At 38.6% G+C, this 20,577-nt stretch carries 16 protein-coding genes; 9 read left to right on the top strand and 7 right to left on the bottom strand.

What is annotated here, in order from left to right:
• Nucleotides 1-138: 138 nt before the first annotated feature.
• Nucleotides 139-996 (bottom strand): SDR family oxidoreductase, encoded by an 858-nt coding sequence (locus PQO01_RS04095; RefSeq protein WP_274312773.1) that lies wholly within the window; start codon nucleotides 994-996, stop codon nucleotides 139-141.
• A gap of 121 nt (nucleotides 997-1,117) precedes the next feature.
• Between PQO01_RS04095 and PQO01_RS04090 the strand changes: the two genes are divergently transcribed.
• From PQO01_RS04090 to PQO01_RS04080, 3 genes are all read left to right on the top strand, one after another.
• Nucleotides 1,118-1,414, top strand: a complete 297-nt coding sequence (locus PQO01_RS04090; protein ID WP_274312772.1) for an SIMPL domain-containing protein — start codon at nucleotides 1,118-1,120, stop codon at nucleotides 1,412-1,414.
• Between the two features lie 21 nt (nucleotides 1,415-1,435).
• Nucleotides 1,436-1,882: an SIMPL domain-containing protein gene (locus PQO01_RS04085; RefSeq protein WP_274314058.1), complete on the top strand. Its 447-nt coding sequence runs from the start codon at nucleotides 1,436-1,438 to the stop codon at nucleotides 1,880-1,882.
• Nucleotides 1,883-2,187: 305 nt separating this feature from the next.
• On the top strand, nucleotides 2,188-2,463 hold the full coding sequence (locus tag PQO01_RS04080; protein WP_274312771.1) for a phospholipase D-like domain-containing protein: 276 nt from the start codon (nucleotides 2,188-2,190) through the stop codon (nucleotides 2,461-2,463).
• Nucleotides 2,464-2,533: 70 nt separating this feature from the next.
• On the opposite strand, the gene PQO01_RS04075 is transcribed toward PQO01_RS04080, so the two are convergent.
• The 3 genes from PQO01_RS04075 to PQO01_RS04065 all read right to left on the bottom strand — a co-directional run bounded on the left by PQO01_RS04075 (nucleotide 2,534) and on the right by PQO01_RS04065 (nucleotide 6,916).
• Entirely contained in the window at nucleotides 2,534-4,909 is a 2,376-nt protein-coding gene (locus PQO01_RS04075) for a sulfurtransferase TusA family protein (protein WP_274312770.1), read from the bottom strand.
• A 184-nt stretch (nucleotides 4,910-5,093) separates the two neighbouring features.
• Nucleotides 5,094-5,678, bottom strand: a complete 585-nt coding sequence (locus PQO01_RS04070; RefSeq protein WP_274312769.1) for a hypothetical protein — start codon at nucleotides 5,676-5,678, stop codon at nucleotides 5,094-5,096.
• A complete protein-coding gene (locus PQO01_RS04065; RefSeq protein WP_274312768.1) occupies nucleotides 5,675-6,916 on the bottom strand; it encodes a hypothetical protein in 1,242 nt (413 codons plus the stop codon). Before PQO01_RS04065 ends, PQO01_RS04070 begins: the two co-directional genes overlap by 4 nt.
• Nucleotides 6,917-7,095: 179 nt before the next feature.
• Between PQO01_RS04065 and PQO01_RS04060 the strand changes: the two genes are divergently transcribed.
• Nucleotides 7,096-11,262, top strand: a complete 4,167-nt coding sequence (locus PQO01_RS04060) for a DUF748 domain-containing protein (protein ID WP_274312767.1) — start codon at nucleotides 7,096-7,098, stop codon at nucleotides 11,260-11,262.
• A gap of 64 nt (nucleotides 11,263-11,326) precedes the next feature.
• Here PQO01_RS04060 and PQO01_RS04055 read toward each other — a convergent pair whose 3' ends face one another.
• The gene (locus tag PQO01_RS04055) at nucleotides 11,327-11,515 is read right to left on the bottom strand and encodes a hypothetical protein (RefSeq protein WP_274312766.1); all 189 of its coding nucleotides are present in this window, start codon (nucleotides 11,513-11,515) and stop codon (nucleotides 11,327-11,329) included.
• A 206-nt stretch (nucleotides 11,516-11,721) separates the two neighbouring features.
• On the opposite strand from PQO01_RS04055, the gene PQO01_RS04050 reads away from it, so the two are divergent.
• The gene (locus PQO01_RS04050) at nucleotides 11,722-12,327 is read left to right on the top strand and encodes a 3-keto-alpha-glucoside-1,2-lyase-like domain-containing protein (protein ID WP_274312765.1); all 606 of its coding nucleotides are present in this window, start codon (nucleotides 11,722-11,724) and stop codon (nucleotides 12,325-12,327) included.
• Here PQO01_RS04050 and PQO01_RS04045 read toward each other — a convergent pair.
• Both PQO01_RS04045 and PQO01_RS04040 read right to left on the bottom strand, forming a co-directional pair.
• Nucleotides 12,324-13,208, bottom strand: a complete 885-nt coding sequence (locus PQO01_RS04045) for a Ppx/GppA phosphatase family protein (protein WP_274312764.1) — start codon at nucleotides 13,206-13,208, stop codon at nucleotides 12,324-12,326. The two genes, PQO01_RS04050 and PQO01_RS04045, sit on opposite strands and share 4 nt — an antisense overlap.
• 1 nt (nucleotide 13,209) lies before the next feature.
• A complete protein-coding gene (locus PQO01_RS04040) occupies nucleotides 13,210-13,797 on the bottom strand; it encodes a DUF3228 family protein (protein WP_274312763.1) in 588 nt (195 codons plus the stop codon).
• An 85-nt stretch (nucleotides 13,798-13,882) separates the two neighbouring features.
• Between PQO01_RS04040 and PQO01_RS04035 the strand changes: the two genes are divergently transcribed.
• The 4 genes from PQO01_RS04035 (at nucleotide 13,883) to PQO01_RS04020 (ending at nucleotide 20,534) form a co-directional block, all read left to right on the top strand.
• Complete coding sequence (locus tag PQO01_RS04035; protein WP_274312762.1) at nucleotides 13,883-15,898, top strand: hypothetical protein; 2,016 nt, start codon at nucleotides 13,883-13,885, stop codon at nucleotides 15,896-15,898.
• A gap of 109 nt (nucleotides 15,899-16,007) precedes the next feature.
• Nucleotides 16,008-17,453: an arylsulfatase gene (locus PQO01_RS04030; protein WP_274312761.1), complete on the top strand. Its 1,446-nt coding sequence runs from the start codon at nucleotides 16,008-16,010 to the stop codon at nucleotides 17,451-17,453.
• A gap of 161 nt (nucleotides 17,454-17,614) precedes the next feature.
• A complete protein-coding gene (locus PQO01_RS04025; protein WP_274312760.1) occupies nucleotides 17,615-18,634 on the top strand; it encodes a LacI family DNA-binding transcriptional regulator in 1,020 nt (339 codons plus the stop codon).
• A gap of 28 nt (nucleotides 18,635-18,662) precedes the next feature.
• Entirely contained in the window at nucleotides 18,663-20,534 is a 1,872-nt protein-coding gene (locus tag PQO01_RS04020) for a solute:sodium symporter family transporter (protein WP_274312759.1), read from the top strand.
• Nucleotides 20,535-20,577: the final 43 nt, after the last annotated feature.

Here is a 20,577-nt window from a genome sequence, read left to right as displayed (position 1 = left end):
CAGGTCAATTTGAATTTCATCTTATCACTCAAGTTTTTATATTATTAGGTATATTGTAACAAGAAAAGAGCTAGCTTACATGAACAAAAGTGTTAATTTTGAGTTAATACTGACAGTTCTGTCAGAAACACCCCAGGTTTACACTAGTAAATTCTCTAGAAGAGATCTAGGAATCACTCCCAAACTTAGGGCTTTCGCACTATTTAAACTAACATCTGCCGGACGCTTTGCAGGCATCTGTAAATCTTTTTGTAAACATGGACGTATCCATTTTTGAGACAATCCATAAACTTCTGCAATCTGCACTCCCATTTCATAGCGACTCTGACGCTGAGGTCCTCCCAAGTGAAGTACGGCCTCATTTAATACACTTGCTTTCATCAGAGCTTTTGAGGCGCAATTAATGTGTAATGCCGAACGAAATTCATCTGTAAATAAAGTTAGAGGCTCTTTGTTCTTAACTTTCTCTTTAATAACATGCACCATAGATCTTTTATTATCATTTGTACTATACATCAGAGGCATCCTACAGATGTTTGCAAATGGATTGTCTAGCATTGATTCCTCTGCCATTACCTTATGTTCAGCATAACGACTCAAGGGGTTCACATCATCCTCTTCGGAATAATTGCCTTTTCGACCATCAAAGACTAAATCTGTTGAAGTAAAAATTAGTGTAATTTTTCGCTCGCCACAGAGTGATGCCAATTGTGTACTCGCCTGAAAATTGAGCTCTTCTGAAAGTTTTGCTTCACGATCGCAAATATTGGGATCACTTAATGCTGCTAAATGAAAAACTCGATGGGGTTTTACTCGATCTAAAGCAGATTTAACCTCACTTAATTTGCGTAAATCGCAACATCCCGTTTTATGAATTGATTCAGATGGTGATGAACTAAAATAGGTTCCATAAACTTCGAATTTACTAGATAAGACATTAGCTAACTCTGCCCCTAAAAAACCATGTATCCCAGTAATTAAAACTCTTTCTTTCATTTTACTCTCATCGACTTCATTAATTGACTTAAAATAGTTTAAAAAACGCACAAAAATAGTCCAATATTATTCACATCTGTACTCTCATCACTTAATGTCTACAAAACTAACGGAGACACATATGAAGTATTTATACATGTTCATTATCTTAATATTCAATGCTATGGCCACTGATATGCCATCAGAACCTTTCGTAGTCAGCACTGGTCACGCAGAAATCAGCATTAAGCCTAACATAGCCACCATAAGTTTTAAACTGCAAGTCACTGAGGAAGAATCCATTAAAGCAATGGATAAATTTGCACTTAATTCTGAACTGATTAAAGAACTTTTAGCGCAACATAAAATCTTGGGTAAAGACATCACTGCCTCAGAGCTCAATAAAGAAGTCATCCGCAATTATAATAAAAGTAAATAATCTAGTGGCACTAGTTATAAAATTGCCGCATATCGCTTCTCCCGAAACTACACAATCACCATTCACAAACTCGATATATACCCTCAATTCATGACTGATTTACTCAAACTCGATCATGTTTATGGCAGCAGAAGTGAATTCGACACTTCAAAACGCAAAGACATTAAAAAGCAACTGATGAAAGATACCATGGCCACCGCTCGTGATAAGGCAAAAACCATGGCAGAAATCGCCGGTGCTAAGATCAAGTCAGTCTATGCCATATCTGACACAGGACTTAATGACCTGGGCTCTCGCTTCATCCTATCGGTATATCCTTATGAAGGTGGTTTTGATGATTCTTTTGGAGAAAACCTTAGCTTTACTCGGGCTAGTAGCTCTTCTGCAAGGTTAAAAAATTCGATCGAAATCCCTAAGAGCTTAAAAATATCGGCTGAAATCAATGCTATCTTCTCGCTCGAAAACTAAATTTATTAAGTAGATATTAGTTTTAGGAAAAAATTAGCCAAGTCTTTATAATTTTTCTTGATTTGCTTAATTTCCTGTCATAAGCTACTAATTCAGACCAAGAATTAAGTACTCTAGGAGGAGCTAATGGCCCAATTTTTAAATCATGATGATTTGTCATTTCACTTTCACCGTTTAATGACCCAAGCACAAAAAAAATAATCCTCATCACCCCCGTCCTTAAGTTCAATAAGAAATTAAAACAGCTATTAGAAATAAAAAAAAATTCTACTACTGAAATAAATGTCATATATGGCATCAGCCGTTTGAATAATGACGAAATGAAATTCTTAAAGAATCTAGAATTTGTTCACAGCAACGTCTGTAATGACTTACATGCCAGTTTATTCCTCAATGAACATAAATGTATAATTGGAGGCTTAAACCTACATGAATTTTATACCCCTGAGAAAGGTGCTCTCGGTGTACTGCTACATGCTAAAAACGATGCTGACGCTTATCAAAACGCCTATCAATACGCCTTAGAATTAACAAAAAAAAGTAGCACTGTCACTATTGCCTTTGCCCGTACTTTTTCCTAAGTTTAACTATAAAATAAAAAGCCCCACAAGTAGATCTTGTGGGGCTTTTTTTATGATTCTTTAAAACGGCTTACTTGTTAGCTTCACCATTTTTCAAAACAATCAAAGAATAATTTTGATTATCGTTGATCGGGTCAAGTTCAACCACTGTGTGACCATCTTTCTTAAGTGAACTAGGCACTTGACGGAAAGAATCACCGGTATCAATAATCATCGCTAATTCCTTACCATCTTCTAAACCATTGAGTACTAATTTTGCTTTCACATAGTTCATGGGACATTCAATTCCGCGAAGATCTAAGAATGGGCGACCATCTTTTTCTTCTTCAGTATTGAGGAATGGAGCACAAGCGTCTTTATCTTTGTTGTATACAGCAACAAAATCATTAACAAATAATTCTGCCGCTTGAAGATACTCTGCAGCAAAAGCAAAAGTAACTTCAGCAGGTGTATCTTCTCTTAAAATTGCTTTAGGATCAGGTGTTACAGTATTTGAAGTAAAGAACTCAACATACTTGTCGAAGGCTTCTTTATAATCAGACACTTTTTCACCCGCTTGCATAAGAGCGGCATCAAAAGCGTGACGCATTGCTTCTTGTGAGTTAAAAATAACATCTGCAAAAAACTCTTGATCGAAAACTTTACGAGCCATTGTGATGTAGTTATGTGCATCATCAAGTGATTCGCCTACGAGGTTAAGAACACCACCAGCACACTCACCAGCACCAACTGCAGGAGAGTACTCTTCGCCTTCCGCTTGTTGGTAATCGGCATAAACATCGGGGTTTTCATCGTAAGCTTCTACTGCATCAAAAGGCTTGATAATTGGCTTGAGTTCTTTTACATCAACTTCTACTAACCAATCTTCTAAACTAAGAGCAGAATTCTGTGATTTGTAGTGATCAATTACTGCGCGTACAGCTTCTGGAGCTTTCTTTGCAGCAACACGACCAACACGGCGAGCCATCTCACGACGACCAAAACCAACACCACCACCAATTTGCATCATGGCACAAGGTACAGCTTTGTCACCTAAAACACGGCTAGAACCATTGAAACCAATTGAAGCGACTGAGTGACGACCACAACCATTGTGACAACCAGAAATATTGATACGAACTTTATCGCCAACTTCAGCGATATCGGCTTCGTCTTTGAATGATTCGTTAAGGGCTTCCGCCAAACCTTTTGATGAAGTCACTGACAAGTTACAAGTTGAACGACCTGGGCAAGCTACTACGTTTGTAATGTGGTGGAACTGAGAGTTTGCATATCCTGCAGCTTTCAATTCAGCGTAAATGCCTGCGACATTTTCTAATTTCACATCAGTAAGTACGATATTCTGACTTGGTAGGGTACGAATTTCACCAGAACCAAACTTATCTGCGATATCACTAAGTGTGCGTGCTTGATCAGAAGTGAAGTCACCGAGATCAACTCTTACTTGAATTGTGTAAAGGTCTTCAACATTTTGTGGGCGAACACAGTTCTTAACCCATTCGGCATCATCAACAAAAGCATTAACTTTACTTACGTCCGCAGAATCCTGTGGTAAAGCAAGCTCACCTTCTTCAAAAGAAAGTACTAATGATTGACCATACTCAGACTCTTTAATACGATTGAATTCAGCTTTGTAGGCTTCGATAAATTTATCGAGTCCCCATTCATGTTTAATGAACTTCATACGAGCTTTGTTGCGGTTTTCGCGATTACCGTGCTCATTAAAGATACGCATAAATGCAGTTGCACAGATAAGTGCGTCTTCTACAGGAAGGTCTTCATCAACTAAATCTGCACCAATTGGACGACCACCAAGACCGCCACCGGCATATACGTTAAACTTGTAAGATCCATCTTCAATTTTTGAAGCGATAAAACCGACATCATGCATGAATGAATGGCCATTATCTTCTGCTTCATTACCAGAGAAAGTCATTTTGAATTTACGAGGAAAGTTCTGAGCATATGGGTTACGTAGTGAATGCTCTACCACGCGCTTAGCTACTGGAACAACATCAAAAAGCTGACCAGCACCTGTTGAAGCAAATGGATCTGCCGTGACGTTACGAATTGTGTTACCGCAACCTTCACGAGAAGTGAGTCCCACTTCAGTTAAATCTTTAATGAACTCAGGTGTGTTAGCAAATGGTACATAGTGCATTTGAATTGCTGAACGAGTTGTAATGTGCAAAACATTATTAGAATGTTTTTCTGCCATCGCAGCTAACTGACGTACTTGTTTTGAGTTAGTAATACCGTAAGGAACTTTTACGCGAATCATTTGAACTTCGGGTTGACGCTGGCCATAAATACCCTGCCAGAGACGGCGTTTCTGCCATGCATCCATGCTCATTTCACCACTTTCGTAGTTTTCTTTTTTTCCCTTAAACTCTACGAGCTCTTCTTGTACTTCGTCAGAAAGCTCAAACTCTAGTACTCTAGACATATGTTTATCCTTGCTTATTTTCTCTTAAAATTTGCAAGGAAAATAGGTCAGCTTCACAATAAATACATACCAACTTTACAATTTTTGTAGAATTTAAGTCTAGTTTAAGCTTATTTGAGTTTAATTAGAAAAGTCACTTGCTAATGATTTTATTAGAAATCTTTAAATGAAACTTGCACAAACTCTAGGGAATCAAGTCTTTTATGACTTCAAAAACCTTTTTACCCCCTTTGTAAACCTTCTTAAAAGTCCCGGGGGCATCATGAGAGAATTTTGTTTTATCATCATAATCAGTATTTAGCATGCGTGAGTCAATATGTAACTCCTGTAAGTACACATCTACTCCCTTATGATAATAAAAATACGGTCGACCTGGTGCATAAACGCCAACCACACCAATTGGTAAACCTAATTTTCCTGCTTTTTGACTAAGTGTATAACATTGCTTTAATACTGAATCGTTATATCCATCTTCAGCAACGCGTACCTTATATTTAATATCTGGAAAAATAATTCGTTCAGTCAAGTCGCCGCTCATTGGCTCATCTGCTAAACAAATTATAAATATCTCAGCATCGTCGTATTGCGAATATTCTGAACCGATCAAATAGCCACTAAATTTAACTAATTTGTTCTCAAATTTTTCTGGGGTGTCCACGAGATCTTTGATCTCTACTTGTATTGCTTCTGCATCAATTCTTTCAACTACTTCTGAGCTCGAACAACTCATTAGAGTGAGTATCAACACTGATATGCAAATATATTTCATTTCTCATCCACTCCTTCCATCCATTCATAGAAATCAGACGCCTTGATTTCCGAGCTACTTTTATCGTCAAATGGAAAAAGCATACTGAAACCATCTACCTCAAATGAGTTTAGGTTAAGCCAAAGAACTCCAACCTGCTCGCGTAGATTACTCCTTAATAAGGTCCCAGTAATTGTCACGGGAATGTTACCTGGTACTTGTTGTAATTTTTTTGAGCAGCGATCGAGGTGGCTTCGGTTGTAACCTACATACGCACACTGCAAAGCTGGGCCTGCTTTCAAAGCATATTTAACCGCCGTTTTATCAAGTTCTACCGCAAGTTCTTTAAAGCCCAAGTGAAGCGTTTTATTTCCTTCTCCAACAAAAGTTAGCGCCTCAGCCAAAGCCAAACTCATTTCTGCTTGACTTGTCTTTCCCTCTTGACGTCTATACCAAGCATGAGCACGAATCATACTTGCTTGAGTTAAAATAGCATAAGAGTTTTTTAAACTGAGGCGGTTTTCATAATCAAAGGAATGAAGTCCCTTAGTTAATAGGATCTGTGAAGTTTGTAATTGTTTTGACAGCCGCAATAAAATACGTCCTCCACTAAGCAGAGATTCTTCAAATTCTTCGCATTTTTTTTGAACCTTCTCATCTTTCAGATCTTCAAGATCACCTTTTTTAGCCGCTGCCTCAAGGGCAAAAAAACCCTCTCCTAATTTCTCAAAGGCCTTCGCAATTTGATCGACACCCAAAGAAAGCGAATCCTTACCTAAGCCACTAAGCACATAGCCCATGGCCTTCACCTCTTGAGATGCTGCCTTGAAATCATGTGCCATTAGAGCCATTTTTTTTGCTGCGTCGGGGCGAATATACAAATCCACATCTTTATGACTAGTAAAACTCTTGTCGGCTTCCTGTAAACGCGTTATAAAAGTATACTTCTCCGCATCGTAACGAATTTGTGCCCATTCGTCTATCCGTTCTTCTGGTATGAATTTAAAACTTACTAAGTGGGTGTGTTTCCCTAATTTTTTAAACTCAACGGCATCAAGCATACCCTTAAGTGATAAAGTCTTATTTAAATACACATTTGGATTTTCCAAGACACTGCCCAAAACCGACTTATCTGCTTTCTCAGCTAGTTCGACTTTTTCTTCAATTTTAACCGCCTCATCACCCTCTTCATCCACTGAGGTACATGAAAACAACAAGCTCAAAATAAATATTAAATAGGTAATTCGTGTGAAGGACATTGCTAACTCCAAAAAAAGCATATACCTAAATATAAGTTCTAGGCTTTGCTTTATCTACTTTTTCAATTTGGAAATCAAAATTTCTACAATTAAAACTCTGTTATTTCCCTCAAAAACTCCATAAACAAATTGGATTCTGGGATGAACATCATGTAAAATTAAAAGAAAAAACTATTTTTATGATCCAAAAACTCTCCGCCTGCTTAGGGCAAACAAAAAAAACGCGTCGCATTAGAATCACACTACTTGCCTGCACAGTCTTTTATTTTATTTTCTTAGGCTTGATAGCCCCCCTCATCATTCGTTCTCAAGCAAGTAAAGAATTATCTAACTTACTTCAACGCCCAGTACAAATTGAGAAAGTATCAATCAACCCTTTTTGTAATAGCCTTAGTATCAAAAACTTTAGTATCCTTGAAAAGGATAATAAAGAATTCCTTCATTGGGATGAGTTTTATATCAATTTTGAATTGAGTTCCATCTTCACTTTTTCTTGGAACTTTAAAGAGATTGCTCTGAAAGAACCCAAAGTTAACATATCCCGACTGACGGCAAAATTATTTAATTTTAGCGATATCATTGATACGCTCAACAAGTTACCAAAAGCTGAGAAAAACGATGCTCCTACGAGCTTACCTCCAGTCTCCATAAATTCACTAACAATTAGCAATGGGCAAATCTTAATTAAAGATTTCTCAAGAACTAAAGAGAAATCTCTACAAGTACCTCTGATCAATTTAAGCATCAGTAACTTCAACACAAAAATCAACAAAGACAGCAACAATCAGTATGACTTTAGGGTCCTAACCGAACACGATGCTGGCTTACACTGGCAAGGTCAAGTCACACTATCACCCCTTCAATCTCACGGCTCACTCAAAATCAATGGAGCAAAAATTAAAAACATTAGCGATATTTTTGCTGATGAACTACCCTTCACTATTTTATCGGGTGATATAGGAACCGAATTCGTCTATAACGCGTCCCTAGAAGACCAGCTCAAGCTCCAGATTAGTGAAGCCAAATTCTCACTAGAACAATTTAATGTCAAATACAAAGATGAATCCCCATTGATTCAATTGAATTCATTTGAAATAACTGACGCATCATACGACCTAAACGAACAGAATTTAATCATTCCACTTATAAAAGTTAGTGATACAAAAGCTTATTCCACTCTACTCGAAACAGGTTTACCAAAATCAATCCGCTTAACAGAATTGGATGCCTTTTCTCAGGCACTCATTGGGGAACAGACAAACAAAACGAGCGAAAAAACTCCTGCCACAGAAACAACTAAATTGAGTAAATCGCCTATCAATTTTTTAGTCAAACAAATCCAGGGCGAAGACCTCAACCTTTATTTCACTGACGAAAGTACTAATCAAAAACCACATGCAAAAATTGAAAAAATAAATTTCAAGCTAAACAATCTAAGTAGTGATAACGCTCAAAACTTTTCAATCAATAGTCAATTCAAGATTAATGAAACAGCTGACTTTGAACTAAATTCCGAGGGCGCACTTTTTCCCGTGCATAGCACAGGGAAAATCCAACTTAATAATTTCCCCTTGGACTTTTCTAACCCATACTTGACTCGTTTCAGCCTCCCAGTCACTGTTGAACAAGGCTCTTTACTACAAATCATTGAATATGAGCTGGCCTTAAATGAGCAATTCCAGTTGACCAAAGGCAAAATAAATACCGAAGTTGAACTTATCGACTTTTCAGTAAAGGATGATTCTACTGATAAAGCTTTATTTAGTGATAGTAAACTTCTCAAAGCCTATGAATCAGTTGATGAAAATTCCCGAATTCATATAATGGGAGAACTCGATATTCTTAGTCGTAGCGGTGCAGGAGAATTTCACATACGATCCATTGATCTTGCCAATGCTGCAGAACACTTCGCTAAAGAACTCCCCTTTAAAGTAAGATCTGGCGATTTTGAATTTATGAGTCGCGCCAAAATTCAATTTGGTGACAATCTCCAGCTAAGCACAAGTGATGGTGCTATAAACTTAAACTCATTAGTCATCCAAGAACTCAATGACAAAGAACTCATCAACTTAGGAAACTTTTTCATTGGAGAAATTCACTCCAGTCTAAGTGAGAAAGAAGTCACCTTAGGCAGCATTGAACTCAAAGGCCTTCAGCTCAATGCCCATTTAGATCAAGACAAGCAATTAAATTTCATAAAAGCGAGTGACTTTTCTAAACTCATACAATCACTTGAGAAATACCAGACTACGCCCACAAACACAACAAAACCTTCGCAAGAAACCCCTAAAATAGAAAACCAAAAAGATTGGCAAGTTACTATAAAAAAGATTGACCTTGATCAAATTAACTTAGCCTTTTTAGATGAGTCCATCAATAAAGCTGCCCAACAAACTATTAATGATATTCAATTAAAAGTTGCCGACCTTAGCAACCGTCCCGACCATTCTTTTGAGAGTTCGCTTAATGCCAAACTTAATCAGCATTCAAAATTCTCGATGATATCACAGACTTCCCTAAACCCCATCAAAGTTCATTCCAAACTAAGCCTAGAACCCCTTTCATTAAAGAGCCTGCAGAATTACCTCTCTGAGTTTTTAAATGCTAAATTGCATGAATGCAAAATATCTACCGAGGCAGAACTCACATACGATAATGACAAAGCTTTACTCAAAGGAAATTTCACAAGCTCAAACTTCCAATTAAATGAGCTCACAAATGACCCTCTAGTTTCCTTCGAAAACTTTATTATTCAAGGCTTTGAAATCGACCCCTTAAACCTCACCGTAAAAGTCGAAGAAATTCAATTAAATGAACCTAAAATGTTCATAGAAGTAGATCCGAAGGCTCAAGTTAATCTCAGCACAATTTTAAAGGAAGTATCAAATTCAACACCTGAGCCAAAAGAAACTTCTAGTGTGGAACAAAACAAGAGCAATATGAAACCCTTGATCGAAGTAAAAAAGTTCACCATTAATAATGCACATGGCGAATTTAAAGACCTCAGCATTAGTCCAAATTTCTCAATCTCACTTGATAAATTCAGTGGCACAGTGAATAACATAACTAATAATGCTGATCAAGAATCCAACTGGTTCTTTCAAGGCTTTGTGGATAATTATGCTCCGCTCAAGGTAAAAGGCCAAAGCCGCTTCCTAGCTAGTCCATTTGCATTAGACTTAAACCTAACTCTTGATAACCTTGGACTCACAGGTTTTAGCCCTTATACAGGAACCTTTATAGGTTATAAACTTCAAGAAGGTCAACTATCTTTGGATCTAGATTACACCCTAGAGAACAATGAATTAGACGGAAAAAATAAAGTCCTCATGTCCCGCTTCGAATTAGGTGACTCAGTTGATAGCGACAAAGCCGTCAACCTTCCCATCAAATTAGGAGTTGCCCTCATCCGTGACTACAACAAAAATATCGATCTCGACTTAAATATCCATGGTGACATCAACGATCCTAATTTTAGTGTACTCAACTTACTGTGGAAAGTATTCTCTAACATCATCGTTAAGGCTGCCACATCCCCCTTTAGCCTGCTTGCGAATCTCGCAAGCAGCGGTCAAGAGGACCTCAATCAATTACAGTTTGAAGCTGGGAAATTTGACTTAAATGATATCGAAAAAGCAAAACTAAAAACTCTGAGCACAGCTTTAGAGAAGCGCCCCTCTCTCGCTTTAAATATTACAGGATATAGTGAATTTAATACTGACACTGAACAGTTGAAAAATGACTATCTGCAAAAACGAATTAAGGTAAAAGCCGCTTTACTGAGCAATGATGACCCTGATGAAACAAACCTCCAGACTCTTGCACTTGCCACCATATACGAACAAGAAAGTGGTGAATCTTGGAAGAATTTAAAGAAACGTCTGCAAGTTAAATCTCTACAAAGTGCTGCTGAAGTTCAAGAAGATTTAGGTGTCACCCAAACTCAGACAAAAACTCGCTCGCGTCGTTCAAGAGTGGGGGTCGGAAAATTCCGAAGCATTCGTAGAACTCCAGTTAAGAAAACAGTCGTAGAAGCTAATAAAAATAATGAAACGCTACAAACCAAGAAAGATGAAGACATAAAATCTGACGGAAATGATGCAGAAGAAGTCAGTTCTCCTGAAGCCATTCCTACTCAAAGTGCAGAAGAAGTTGCATTTAATTTCCTACTCGAAAAAACTACACTCGACCCTAATGCATTAGAACTACTCGCATTAAACAGAGCTAAAGCAGTTAAAGAAGCTTTAGTGAGTGAATTCAATATACCGAGTTCTAGAGTTTTTCTTGTTGCCCCCAAGGAAATGAAAAACCAAAAACTCGTAGAGCTTAATTTGGATACTCTATAAACAAAGAAACCTCACTTAGTTTCAACAACTGGTGAGGTTTTAATAATGTAGATGTAAATCTAAGTTAAACTAACTCAGAACCCACAACTAAATGTTCCGCACTTTCCTCAAGAATTTTATATTTCTTGTGACATTGGTGACAAGTAAAAAATTTGATTGCTTTACTTTCATCGACTTCAACTTTACGAACATGCTTGCAACTCTGAGGCTTCTCAACGAGGCAAGTGGGGCAGTTAAGCATATACATTGACATGATCATCTCCTATGACTTGGTTAGCGTCTAAATATAAAAAACCACCTTAATGAAAAGAAAGGAAATTTATTGTGCACATTTTTAAAGATTATGAAGAAAAACTTTAATTTTCTTTCCTCAAAACCTTCCTTACTTAATTTAAAATCCCTAAAGTCATCTCGTAGTCTATAAACTCACATGTATTATAAATAAAAAATGGCATTCTCATGAAAGTTATCTCTATCACACTAATCCTTTTATTATGCTCTTGTTCTAGTATACAGAAGCCGGATAAAAACTTACTAAGCAAGAAAGAAAATTGGCAGATCTCCAATTATGGCAGTGGTGGTAAACTAGAGTTTGTAAATAACATCGTCAACCTAGAGATGGGAGACCCCATTCAAGGAATGAATTGGATTGGTCCTCAACTCCCAACAAGTAACTATAAACTTAGCTTGGATGCTATGAGGACTCAAGGAAATGATTTTTTTGTCGGACTTACTTTCCCCGTAAAAGATCAGTTTTGCAGCCTAATCATTTCTGGCTGGGGAGGTACAGTTACAGGACTTTCTTCCATTAATGAGCTCGATGCTTCAGATAATGAAAGCACCTGTGATGTCGTCATTAAAAATCAGCAATGGTATAATATTGAACTAATAGTGCAAGATAAATTCATAAAAGTCTACGTTGATGGCAAAGAAATCATTCATACTGAGACTCTGAATAAAAATTTCTCTATTCGTCCCGAAGTTGAGCCGAGTAAACCCTTAGGCCTAGCTACTTTTTATACTTCCGCAAAATATCGGAATTTCTATTTAAAAACACTCGACTAACTTTCTAAGTGCCTACGAAATAATTTTCTAGCCACACCTTCCGCAAGACCTACTTTAGGGACAATGATTTCTTTTACTTGAGCTTGCTTCATCGCTTCAAGATAAATATTGGATGCGGGAATAATCACATCGGCACGGTCTGTTTTTAATTTTTCTTCTTCTACGAGTTCTTTGTAAGTAAACTGTTTTAAATATTCAACCTTCGCTTCAAAGTCCTTCAAAGACAAGGTTTTGTTATTGCGAACTCCGCAAAGCCTATGCATCTTGTTGATATTGCCACCAGTACCTATCGCCTTTCTTGGTTTATATTGTTCAGCATATTTCTTGATCCAGCTTTGAAATCTTGACCACTCTTCAGAATCAACTTCACTTTGACAACGTACTGAACCCAAACGAAAGGATTTTGCCTCACAACGTTTCCCTTTATTTAGAAAAGTAATCTCCGTACTTCCTCCACCGACGTCTATCGTCATGTAAGAGGTATTCGCTTTTACTTGCTCACAAAGAAAAATACTTTCGAAAATCATCTCCGCTTCTTCATCACCAGAAATAAGTTCTATCTCAACTTCTTTCTGAGACTTCACTAATTCTATCAACTCATGCCCATTTTCAGCTTCTCGCATTGCGGAGGTCGCAACTAGGCGATAATCAGTCACCTCGTGAATCATACATAAATGTTTAAAGGCATGCGCCATACTCAAAACTTTACTTACTTTTGACAAAGAAATTTTGCCATCTTTGAAAACGTCTTCGCCTAAACGAATGGGCAAACGTAGATAAGATAGCTTTTTCATTAGCAATTCATCACCATGAATCTGATCAATGCCATAAAATGTACTTCTTATGGCATTTGATCCTATATCGACAACCGCAACTTTCATACTAAGCCTCGTCTCGGCGAATCATGATGTATTTAGACCAAAAATCAACGCTCTCTTGATAAGCCTTACGATCCATCGGCACACCCGAGCCACCCTCTTCTACTCCTAATGCATTACGCATCGAAGTTATAGGTCTCATGGGTTCCACTTCCTTTGTCGCAGCTCCATTTATCGACACGATCGCCCAATCGGCTTCTACTTCATCTCCTTCTTTTGCCATTTGTTCACGGGAATATAAAATCAGGTGAATCCATTCGGCTTTACTCGGCTTGATTCCAGTGACCCAATCAACCAGAACTGCTAATTCCTTATCATTTCGAGCCTCATAAGCACAATGAAGTTCCGCGCCTAAGGCTTTTGCTTCTTGACGATCAATAGTTAAACTCTCCAATTCCGAAAAAATATAATTTCCTGAATCGTCACGGTTTTTCAAAACTAGAATACAGCAAAAATCGGCGTAACCAGGAATAATCTCATAGGGATTTCTAGCTAAATCGATCATTTTATTGACCATCTCTTGATTTACACGAGTTCCATAAAAGTCGGCTTTATATTGCCTTTCAGTAAATTCACACATCTCAATATTCATTGCTTTGCCCTTTTTTATTCTCTGTTGCCAGTTTATATTGACTCTTGTTTTTCAACACTACTTACTTAGGGAGTTTTTTCACATCATGGTCAAAGCTAAACTTAAAAATTTCGGTGGAAGTCGTCAATTTGTTATTGAGTGCGCTGATGACATTGCACTTCTTCCTGAACTTCACGAAGCCTTTTGGATGTGCACCAGTGCTCCATGCCAACATTTGAATTTCCCTAAATCCATCAAAGAGCTCTTAGATCGCAATAAATCGGGTCGTATTTTTTCCGAAGACATCATTCATTTTTCAAAACATATCCTTGCTCATTACGATTCACTAGAAGCTTTTGATAATAAGAGTGATCAGCTCAATTTTGCTCACCTAAAAACTGATCAACAAGACCTCGTTGATTGTGCTGAAGAGGTCTGTAAAAACCTGAACCTCACTGATCCTAAATTAATTAAACTAAAAGATTTAGAGAATGACAAACTCCTTCTCTCTCGCGGAATCCGCAATGGAGATGGTATTGTCCCCGCTGAAGATTTAGATGACAAAGAATTACGTGAAACTGCTGAACTCATTGTAAAAACTTGCCAAAACTCTCAAGATCTCTCTGGACGCAATGGTTTTGACCAAGCTGCTTTAGATATTTTTCATAAACAAGTTGTCGATTATTTAAACTGGATTGACGAAGGCGAAAAACACGAACTCAGTTTCAAAGATCACATTGATGAAATCTGGGACTTATACACACAACTCCACGACCATATTGATCATTTTTTCCAGGCACGAAAAGCTTTAGAGTTCTGTGAATCAATGGATAAAGAACTCTCAACAAGCAATATAAGCAGTGATAAGTTTGAAAATGGCGCCAAAGTTGATGGAGAACTTACCACACTTCCACTCAGCCCCATAAAGAAGTTCAAAACTCTTCGTCCAGACAAGCCTTTAAACCCACTCCACGAAAAAACTTTCAAGAAATTTTTTAATGAATACCTCCATAAAATTTTAGGTCGTCAACTCACAGAACTCAATGAAAGCACTTGGGAAGAGACCAAAGAAGCCTTAGATAGTTACTCAAAATGGATGAGCAAAAGGCCTCAAGGAGACATCAGCCATCTGGATGAGCAATTACTTAGAGATTACCTCGACAAAGATCATTACGAGACCCTTAGTCAAATCATCTATGATGATCTGATTTTAGGAGATAAACTTCGCCTTCGCAATCAACTTAAAGACCTCATCATCCTACAGCAATATTTTATTGATTTTTGCAATAATTTCGTCAATTATAAATACTTTTACATTCCCAAAAAACGGGCGGCCTTTGAAGCTGGCACACTGATCTTAGATGGGAAAGTTTTTGACCTATGCATTCCGCTAGATAACATCAGTGAACACAGCAAAGTTGCCAAAAGTTCCGGAATGTTCTGCATTTATCTCAAAGTCAATCGTAAGAATAACGATGAACCACAATATATCTGCGCTCCCGTTTGCGCTTTGCGCAACAAAATCAACACTGTTGGCAAGCGTGGTATTCTCATCACCTTAAATGGTGATCATCGAGATGCTCAAATCAGTAAAATTATCGACACACCCGTAAGCCTTGTCGACTCCATGGTAAATCCCTTTAGAAAAATCTCGGAACTTATTGTCAATGCTATCGAAAAAATCAGCTCCAGCTCAGAAAAAAACTTAGAAAAGCAAGTCAATTCTGGTACGACAAATATTCAAAAAGAGCTCAACACCACAGCCACTAGCAAAAACAGTAACGCCAACTCTTCTCGAGATCTTATTTTTACCTTTGCGGCTTTGGGCTCCTCCTTCACATACATTATCGCCAAGCTCTCCTCCTTTAATGTATCAGATGTTTTCAATGGTATTTTCAATGCCCTACTCATTATTCTTATCCCTACCTTTATCATAAGCTTGATAAAATTAAGTAAGCGCAACCTCAGTAGTATTATTGAAGCCTCGGGTTTTGCTCTTAATCAACCGCTGCGGCTGACTAAAGAACTCTCTAAAGCCTTCGCTTATCGCCGAGAAATCAATGAAGAGTTATTTGAACAGGACAAGATTCAAATCATCGAGAAACTCAATCGCAAGCTCTAGTGTACTGACTAGCCATATCTTTTTTAAAACATTTTTGCTAAAACGATGAAAGATTTACATCAATCTTGTGAACAACTTATAAGACAACTCAATTAAGCTAAGGACTTTCATGAAATCAATTTTATTTTCTCTCTTTTGTACTCTAAGTATTTTTGCCGCAGAAAAACCTAACATCATTTATATTTTAGCTGATGATCTCGGCTATGGCGATCTAGGGTGCTACGGTCAAAAAGTCATACAAACCCCCCACTTAGATAAGATGGCTGCCAATGGCCTTCGTTTTACCCAACACTATTCTGGTAGCACCGTTTGTGGCCCTTCTCGCAGTTGCCTATTAGAGGGCAAGCACTCAGGCAATACCTACGTACGCGGCAACGGTCACTTACAAATGCGTCAAGATCCCCATGACTTAATTTTTCCTAAAGCTCTCCAAAAAGCAGGATATCACACCGCGATGATAGGCAAATCTGGCATGGGCTGTAATACCGACGATGCTGCACTCCCCTATCAAAAAGGCTTTGATTACTTTTTCGGATTCACTTCGCACACTCAAGCCCATTGGTATTTCCCCACATACTTATGGAGAAATAATGGCGAAGTCACTAAAGTAGAATACCCCAACAACACTCTACATGAAGGAGATAATTACAGCTCTGAAGTCGTTATGAACGAAGCCCTCGATTATGTTGAAAGACAAAAAGACGGACCTTTTTTCCTTCACCTAGCTTTTCAAATACCTCACGCGAGTTTACGTGCCAAAGAAGAGTGGAAAGCTAAATACCGTCCTATCTTAAAAGAAGAACTCCTCCCTGCAAAAAAACATCCTCACTATTCCTACGAGCGTGAGCCAAAAACGACTTTTGCTGCCATGATCTCCTATATGGATCATAACGTAGGTTTACTTGTTAAAAAACTCGAAGACTTAGGTCTTGCTGAAAACACACTTATTATGTTTGCGAGCGATAATGGCGCAATGCAAGAAGGTGGACATAAGCGCGATAGCTTCGATTCTAACGGCATCCTCCGTGGAGGTAAACGCGACATGTATGAAGGTGGTGTCAGAACTCCAATGATCGCTTACTGGCCTGGAAAAATCAAAGCTGGCCAAGTGACAGATCACATCTCTGCCTTTTGGGATATTTCCCCTACTGTCCGCGAACTCGCTGGTGCTGAAAAGCAGGCAGACACTGACGGCATTTCTATGGTCCCCACGCTCCTAGGAGAAGGCTCACAAGACAAACATGACTACCTCTACTGGGAATTCTTTGAAATGGGAGGTAAGCGTGCCATCCGTCAAGGAAAATGGAAATTAATTTTGTATAAAACTAATACTGAACTCAACCCAAAAATGGAGCTCTTTGATTTGGATGCTGATGTTTCTGAACAAAAAGACTTGTCATCCAAGTTCCCAGAAAAAATATCTGCTTTATTAAAATTAATGGACAAAGCTCATTCTCCAGCAGAAAACCCCGCTTTTAAATTCGCTTCTGAGCGCAGTCCTGCTGAACTTGAACGTTTGAAACAACCTAAAAAGAAGAAGAAAAAGAAGAAATAAGTCATCATTCCATATGATTTGTAATTCAGCTTCGACTCAAAAAAATAATTGAAAGCACTTGACTTACACGAGTAAGGCTGCTACTTTACTCGTGTAAACTTTCTTGTGCCCCTTGAATACAAGGGGCCTTTTTTGAAAACTCAACTTAACAGGTGTAAAGTATGATCTCTATGCAGGAACTCGCAGATATTTGTGGCTACTCACGAGTCAGCGTTTCTGCAGCACTCAATGGCAAAGGTGGCATCTCCGATAAAGCCAGAGAAAAGATCTTACGCATTGCCAAAGAACATAATTACACCCCCAATAAAATGGCGCACGCACTCAAGGGCCTTCCCTCTTATTTAATAGGAATGCTGATCCGCGATCTCAGCAACCCTTTTTATACTCAAATGATCAAAATCATCGATGACCACCTTCATCAAAAAGGTTACAGTCTGATTGTTTTGAATTCAATGGCAGACCTAGACAGAGAAAGAAAAGCACTACAAACACTCTATTCCTATAATGTTGACGGTCTATTCATTGCGCCCTTCGCTAAAGACACAGAAAAAGATAACATTAGCACCATTGTTAAGCAGTATAAAAAACCAGTTATAATGCTCGACAACCTAAGTCGCGATATAGGATCTATGTCAATTGGCTTCAACAACCGTAATGGCGCCTATGAAGCGACTCAATACCTAATTAAATCTGGACACACAGAAATCTCCTACTTAGCTGGACCCGAAAGTTCACTCTCTTATCGTGAGCGCTCTGCGGGCTTCATTGAATGCATGCAAAATAATAACTTAGAAATCAACTCAAATACCATATTCCCCTGTGGATCCTCTGCTGAAGATGGGTACACCGCAGCTCTTTCGCTACTAAAAACAGCCGATCGCCCTAGTGCTTTATTTTGCTTTAATGATTATATCGCCATCGGTGTTTATCGTGCTGCTCAAGAACTCAAATTACAAATACCGCAAGATCTATCCATTATTGGCTTTGATAACATCAACCTTACTAAACTTTTATCACCACCACTAACAACTGTGAGTACACATATTGATAAAGTCGCTACAGACGCGGCCGAAAATATGCTCAAATTCCTCGAAAATGATGACTACGCGCCACAAACAAAAAATCACATTTTCGAACCTGAGCTAATCAAGCGTGACTCAGTCTGCAAATTAAATAAATGATTTTTACAAAACAAGGAGAAACACAAAAATGAACAGCACCATCATATCATTCCTGTTTTTTACAGGACTCGTTGGCCTCATCACATGGCTATGGACACGAAAAGACGATCACGGTAGTAGCGAAGGCTATTTTCTTGGCGGACGAAGCCTAAGCTTCCCGTTAATTGCTGGTTCTCTACTTTTAACTAACCTTTCTACCGAGCAACTCGTCGGTCTCAATGGTGATGCCTTCAACCACGGCTTACACGTTATGGTCTGGGAAGTTGTTGCTGTTATTGCCCTCGTTATCATGGCACTTTTCTTCTTACCAAAATTCCTCCGCTCAGGTATCGCCACAGTACCTCAGTACCTCGATGTTCGCTATGACCACAAAACACGTATGGCTGCTGACATGATTTTCCTCAGTGCTTATGCCATCATTCTCCTCCCCCTCGTACTCTACACAGGTGCGCAAGGTCTTTCGTCCATGATGAATGTCGGCGAACTAATTGGAGTTGAAAACGATACTACTGTATTATGGATTACAGTTATTTTCATTGGTATTATTGGTTCTATCTACGCTCTTTTTGGCGGCCTTCGTACTGTTGCTGTGTCCGACACTCTAAACGGTATTGGTCTTCTCGCCGGTGGTTTCTTAATCGCTTACTACGGCCTTCAAGCTGTTAGTGGTGGCCAAGGTATGTTTGAAGGGCTAGAAATCATGCAAAAAGCAGATCCTGAGCGTTTCAATTCACTTGGTGGCAAGAAGGATGCCGTTCCCTTTTCAACCATCTTCTCTGGTGTTATCCTACTTAACATGTTCTACTGGTGTACTAACCAACAGATCATCCAGCGTACTTTCGGTGCTTCCAGTCTTGCGGAAGGCCAAAAAGGTGTGCTTCTCACTGGTGCACTCAAGTTTCTCGGTCCTGTTTATCTAGTCATCCCAGGTATGATCGGTTTTTATCTCTATACAAACAATATCGAATTCCAGACTCTTCTCGAAAGGCTTTCTGGCGGTCAAAATCAAAACGTGAAAGCCTATGGTGCACTCGTTCAATTTGCCCTTCCTCCCGCACTTACAGGTTTCTTTGCCGCCGCTATGGTTGGTGCCATTCTCTCATCCTTTAACTCAGCACTCAACGCGACATGTACACTTTTCTCACTCGGTCTTTATAAAGAAGTTATCAATAAAGATGCTGATGAAGCTCAAGTCGTTAAATCGGGTAAAACATTCGGTATCGGTATTGCTATTGTTTCTATGCTCATTGCTCCGATGCTCGCTGGTCAAGAAAGTATTTTTGGTTACCTCCAAAAAATGAACGGTATTTACTTCATTCCTTTATTTGCTGTCATCGTTGTCGGTATGCTTAGTAAGCGCGTCCCTGCCTTAGCTGCAAAAGTCGGTATGGGGATTGGTTTCACTGTTATTCCTTTCTGCTACTTTGTTCCTGTTGGAGCTAAATTAATTGAAAACATTAATGGCTTCCATTTCCTTGGAATAGTTTTTGCTATCATCATCGTTACCATGCTCATCATTGGTCAACTTAAGCCAAGAGACACAGACTTCGTTCAAGAAGATGTGAAAGCTGTCGACATGACTCCATGGAAGCACCGCAACCTCGCTGGGGCAGCATGTGTTATCATGGTTTTCATCATCTACGCAACATTTGCCGATTTCTCTGCTGTGAGTAAAGATCATAATAACCCTGGCTCCAAAGCAAAACTTGAAGCTGCTCAAAAAGCTGCACAGGAGCGCATAAGTAAAGAGGACAGCAAAATAAATACTGAGAGCCAAAACTTGAAAGATAGTAGCTCTGAAAAACAGACTGAACTTAAAACTTCTACTCAGGACACTAAGAAAGCCGTTAAGCCGGGGATTCCATCAGATTCCCCAATTGATGCGAGCCTAGCTGAGTAATTCATTAAACCCTAAACAAAAAAACAGGCCTTACTAAATCAAG

This window comes from Lentisphaera marina (assembly GCF_028745505.1).
GTDB classification, from domain to species: Bacteria; Verrucomicrobiota; Lentisphaeria; order Lentisphaerales; family Lentisphaeraceae; genus Lentisphaera; species Lentisphaera marina.
Note: the sequence above shows the minus strand (reverse complement) of the source record. Positions and strands in the feature narration are given on the sequence as shown.

Excerpts from the sequence above, each read along its gene's own strand:
- PQO01_RS04095 (WP_274312773.1), bottom strand. The coding sequence starts at position 996 with ATGAAAGAAAGAGTTTTAATTACTGGGATACATGGTTTTTTAGGGGCA.
- PQO01_RS04090 (WP_274312772.1), top strand. The coding sequence starts at position 1,118 with ATGAAGTATTTATACATGTTCATTATCTTAATATTCAATGCTATGGCC.
- PQO01_RS04075 (WP_274312770.1), bottom strand. The coding sequence starts at position 4,909 with ATGTCTAGAGTACTAGAGTTTGAGCTTTCTGACGAAGTACAAGAAGAG.
- PQO01_RS04070 (WP_274312769.1), bottom strand. The coding sequence starts at position 5,678 with ATGAAATATATTTGCATATCAGTGTTGATACTCACTCTAATGAGTTGT.
- PQO01_RS04065 (WP_274312768.1), bottom strand. The coding sequence starts at position 6,916 with ATGTCCTTCACACGAATTACCTATTTAATATTTATTTTGAGCTTGTTG.
- PQO01_RS04060 (WP_274312767.1), top strand. The coding sequence starts at position 7,096 with ATGATCCAAAAACTCTCCGCCTGCTTAGGGCAAACAAAAAAAACGCGT.
- PQO01_RS04055 (WP_274312766.1), bottom strand. The coding sequence starts at position 11,515 with ATGTCAATGTATATGCTTAACTGCCCCACTTGCCTCGTTGAGAAGCCT.
- PQO01_RS04050 (WP_274312765.1), top strand. The coding sequence starts at position 11,722 with ATGAAAGTTATCTCTATCACACTAATCCTTTTATTATGCTCTTGTTCT.
- PQO01_RS04045 (WP_274312764.1), bottom strand. The coding sequence starts at position 13,208 with ATGAAAGTTGCGGTTGTCGATATAGGATCAAATGCCATAAGAAGTACA.
- PQO01_RS04040 (WP_274312763.1), bottom strand. The coding sequence starts at position 13,797 with ATGAATATTGAGATGTGTGAATTTACTGAAAGGCAATATAAAGCCGAC.
- PQO01_RS04035 (WP_274312762.1), top strand. The coding sequence starts at position 13,883 with ATGGTCAAAGCTAAACTTAAAAATTTCGGTGGAAGTCGTCAATTTGTT.
- PQO01_RS04030 (WP_274312761.1), top strand. The coding sequence starts at position 16,008 with ATGAAATCAATTTTATTTTCTCTCTTTTGTACTCTAAGTATTTTTGCC.
- PQO01_RS04025 (WP_274312760.1), top strand. The coding sequence starts at position 17,615 with ATGATCTCTATGCAGGAACTCGCAGATATTTGTGGCTACTCACGAGTC.
- PQO01_RS04020 (WP_274312759.1), top strand. The coding sequence starts at position 18,663 with ATGAACAGCACCATCATATCATTCCTGTTTTTTACAGGACTCGTTGGC.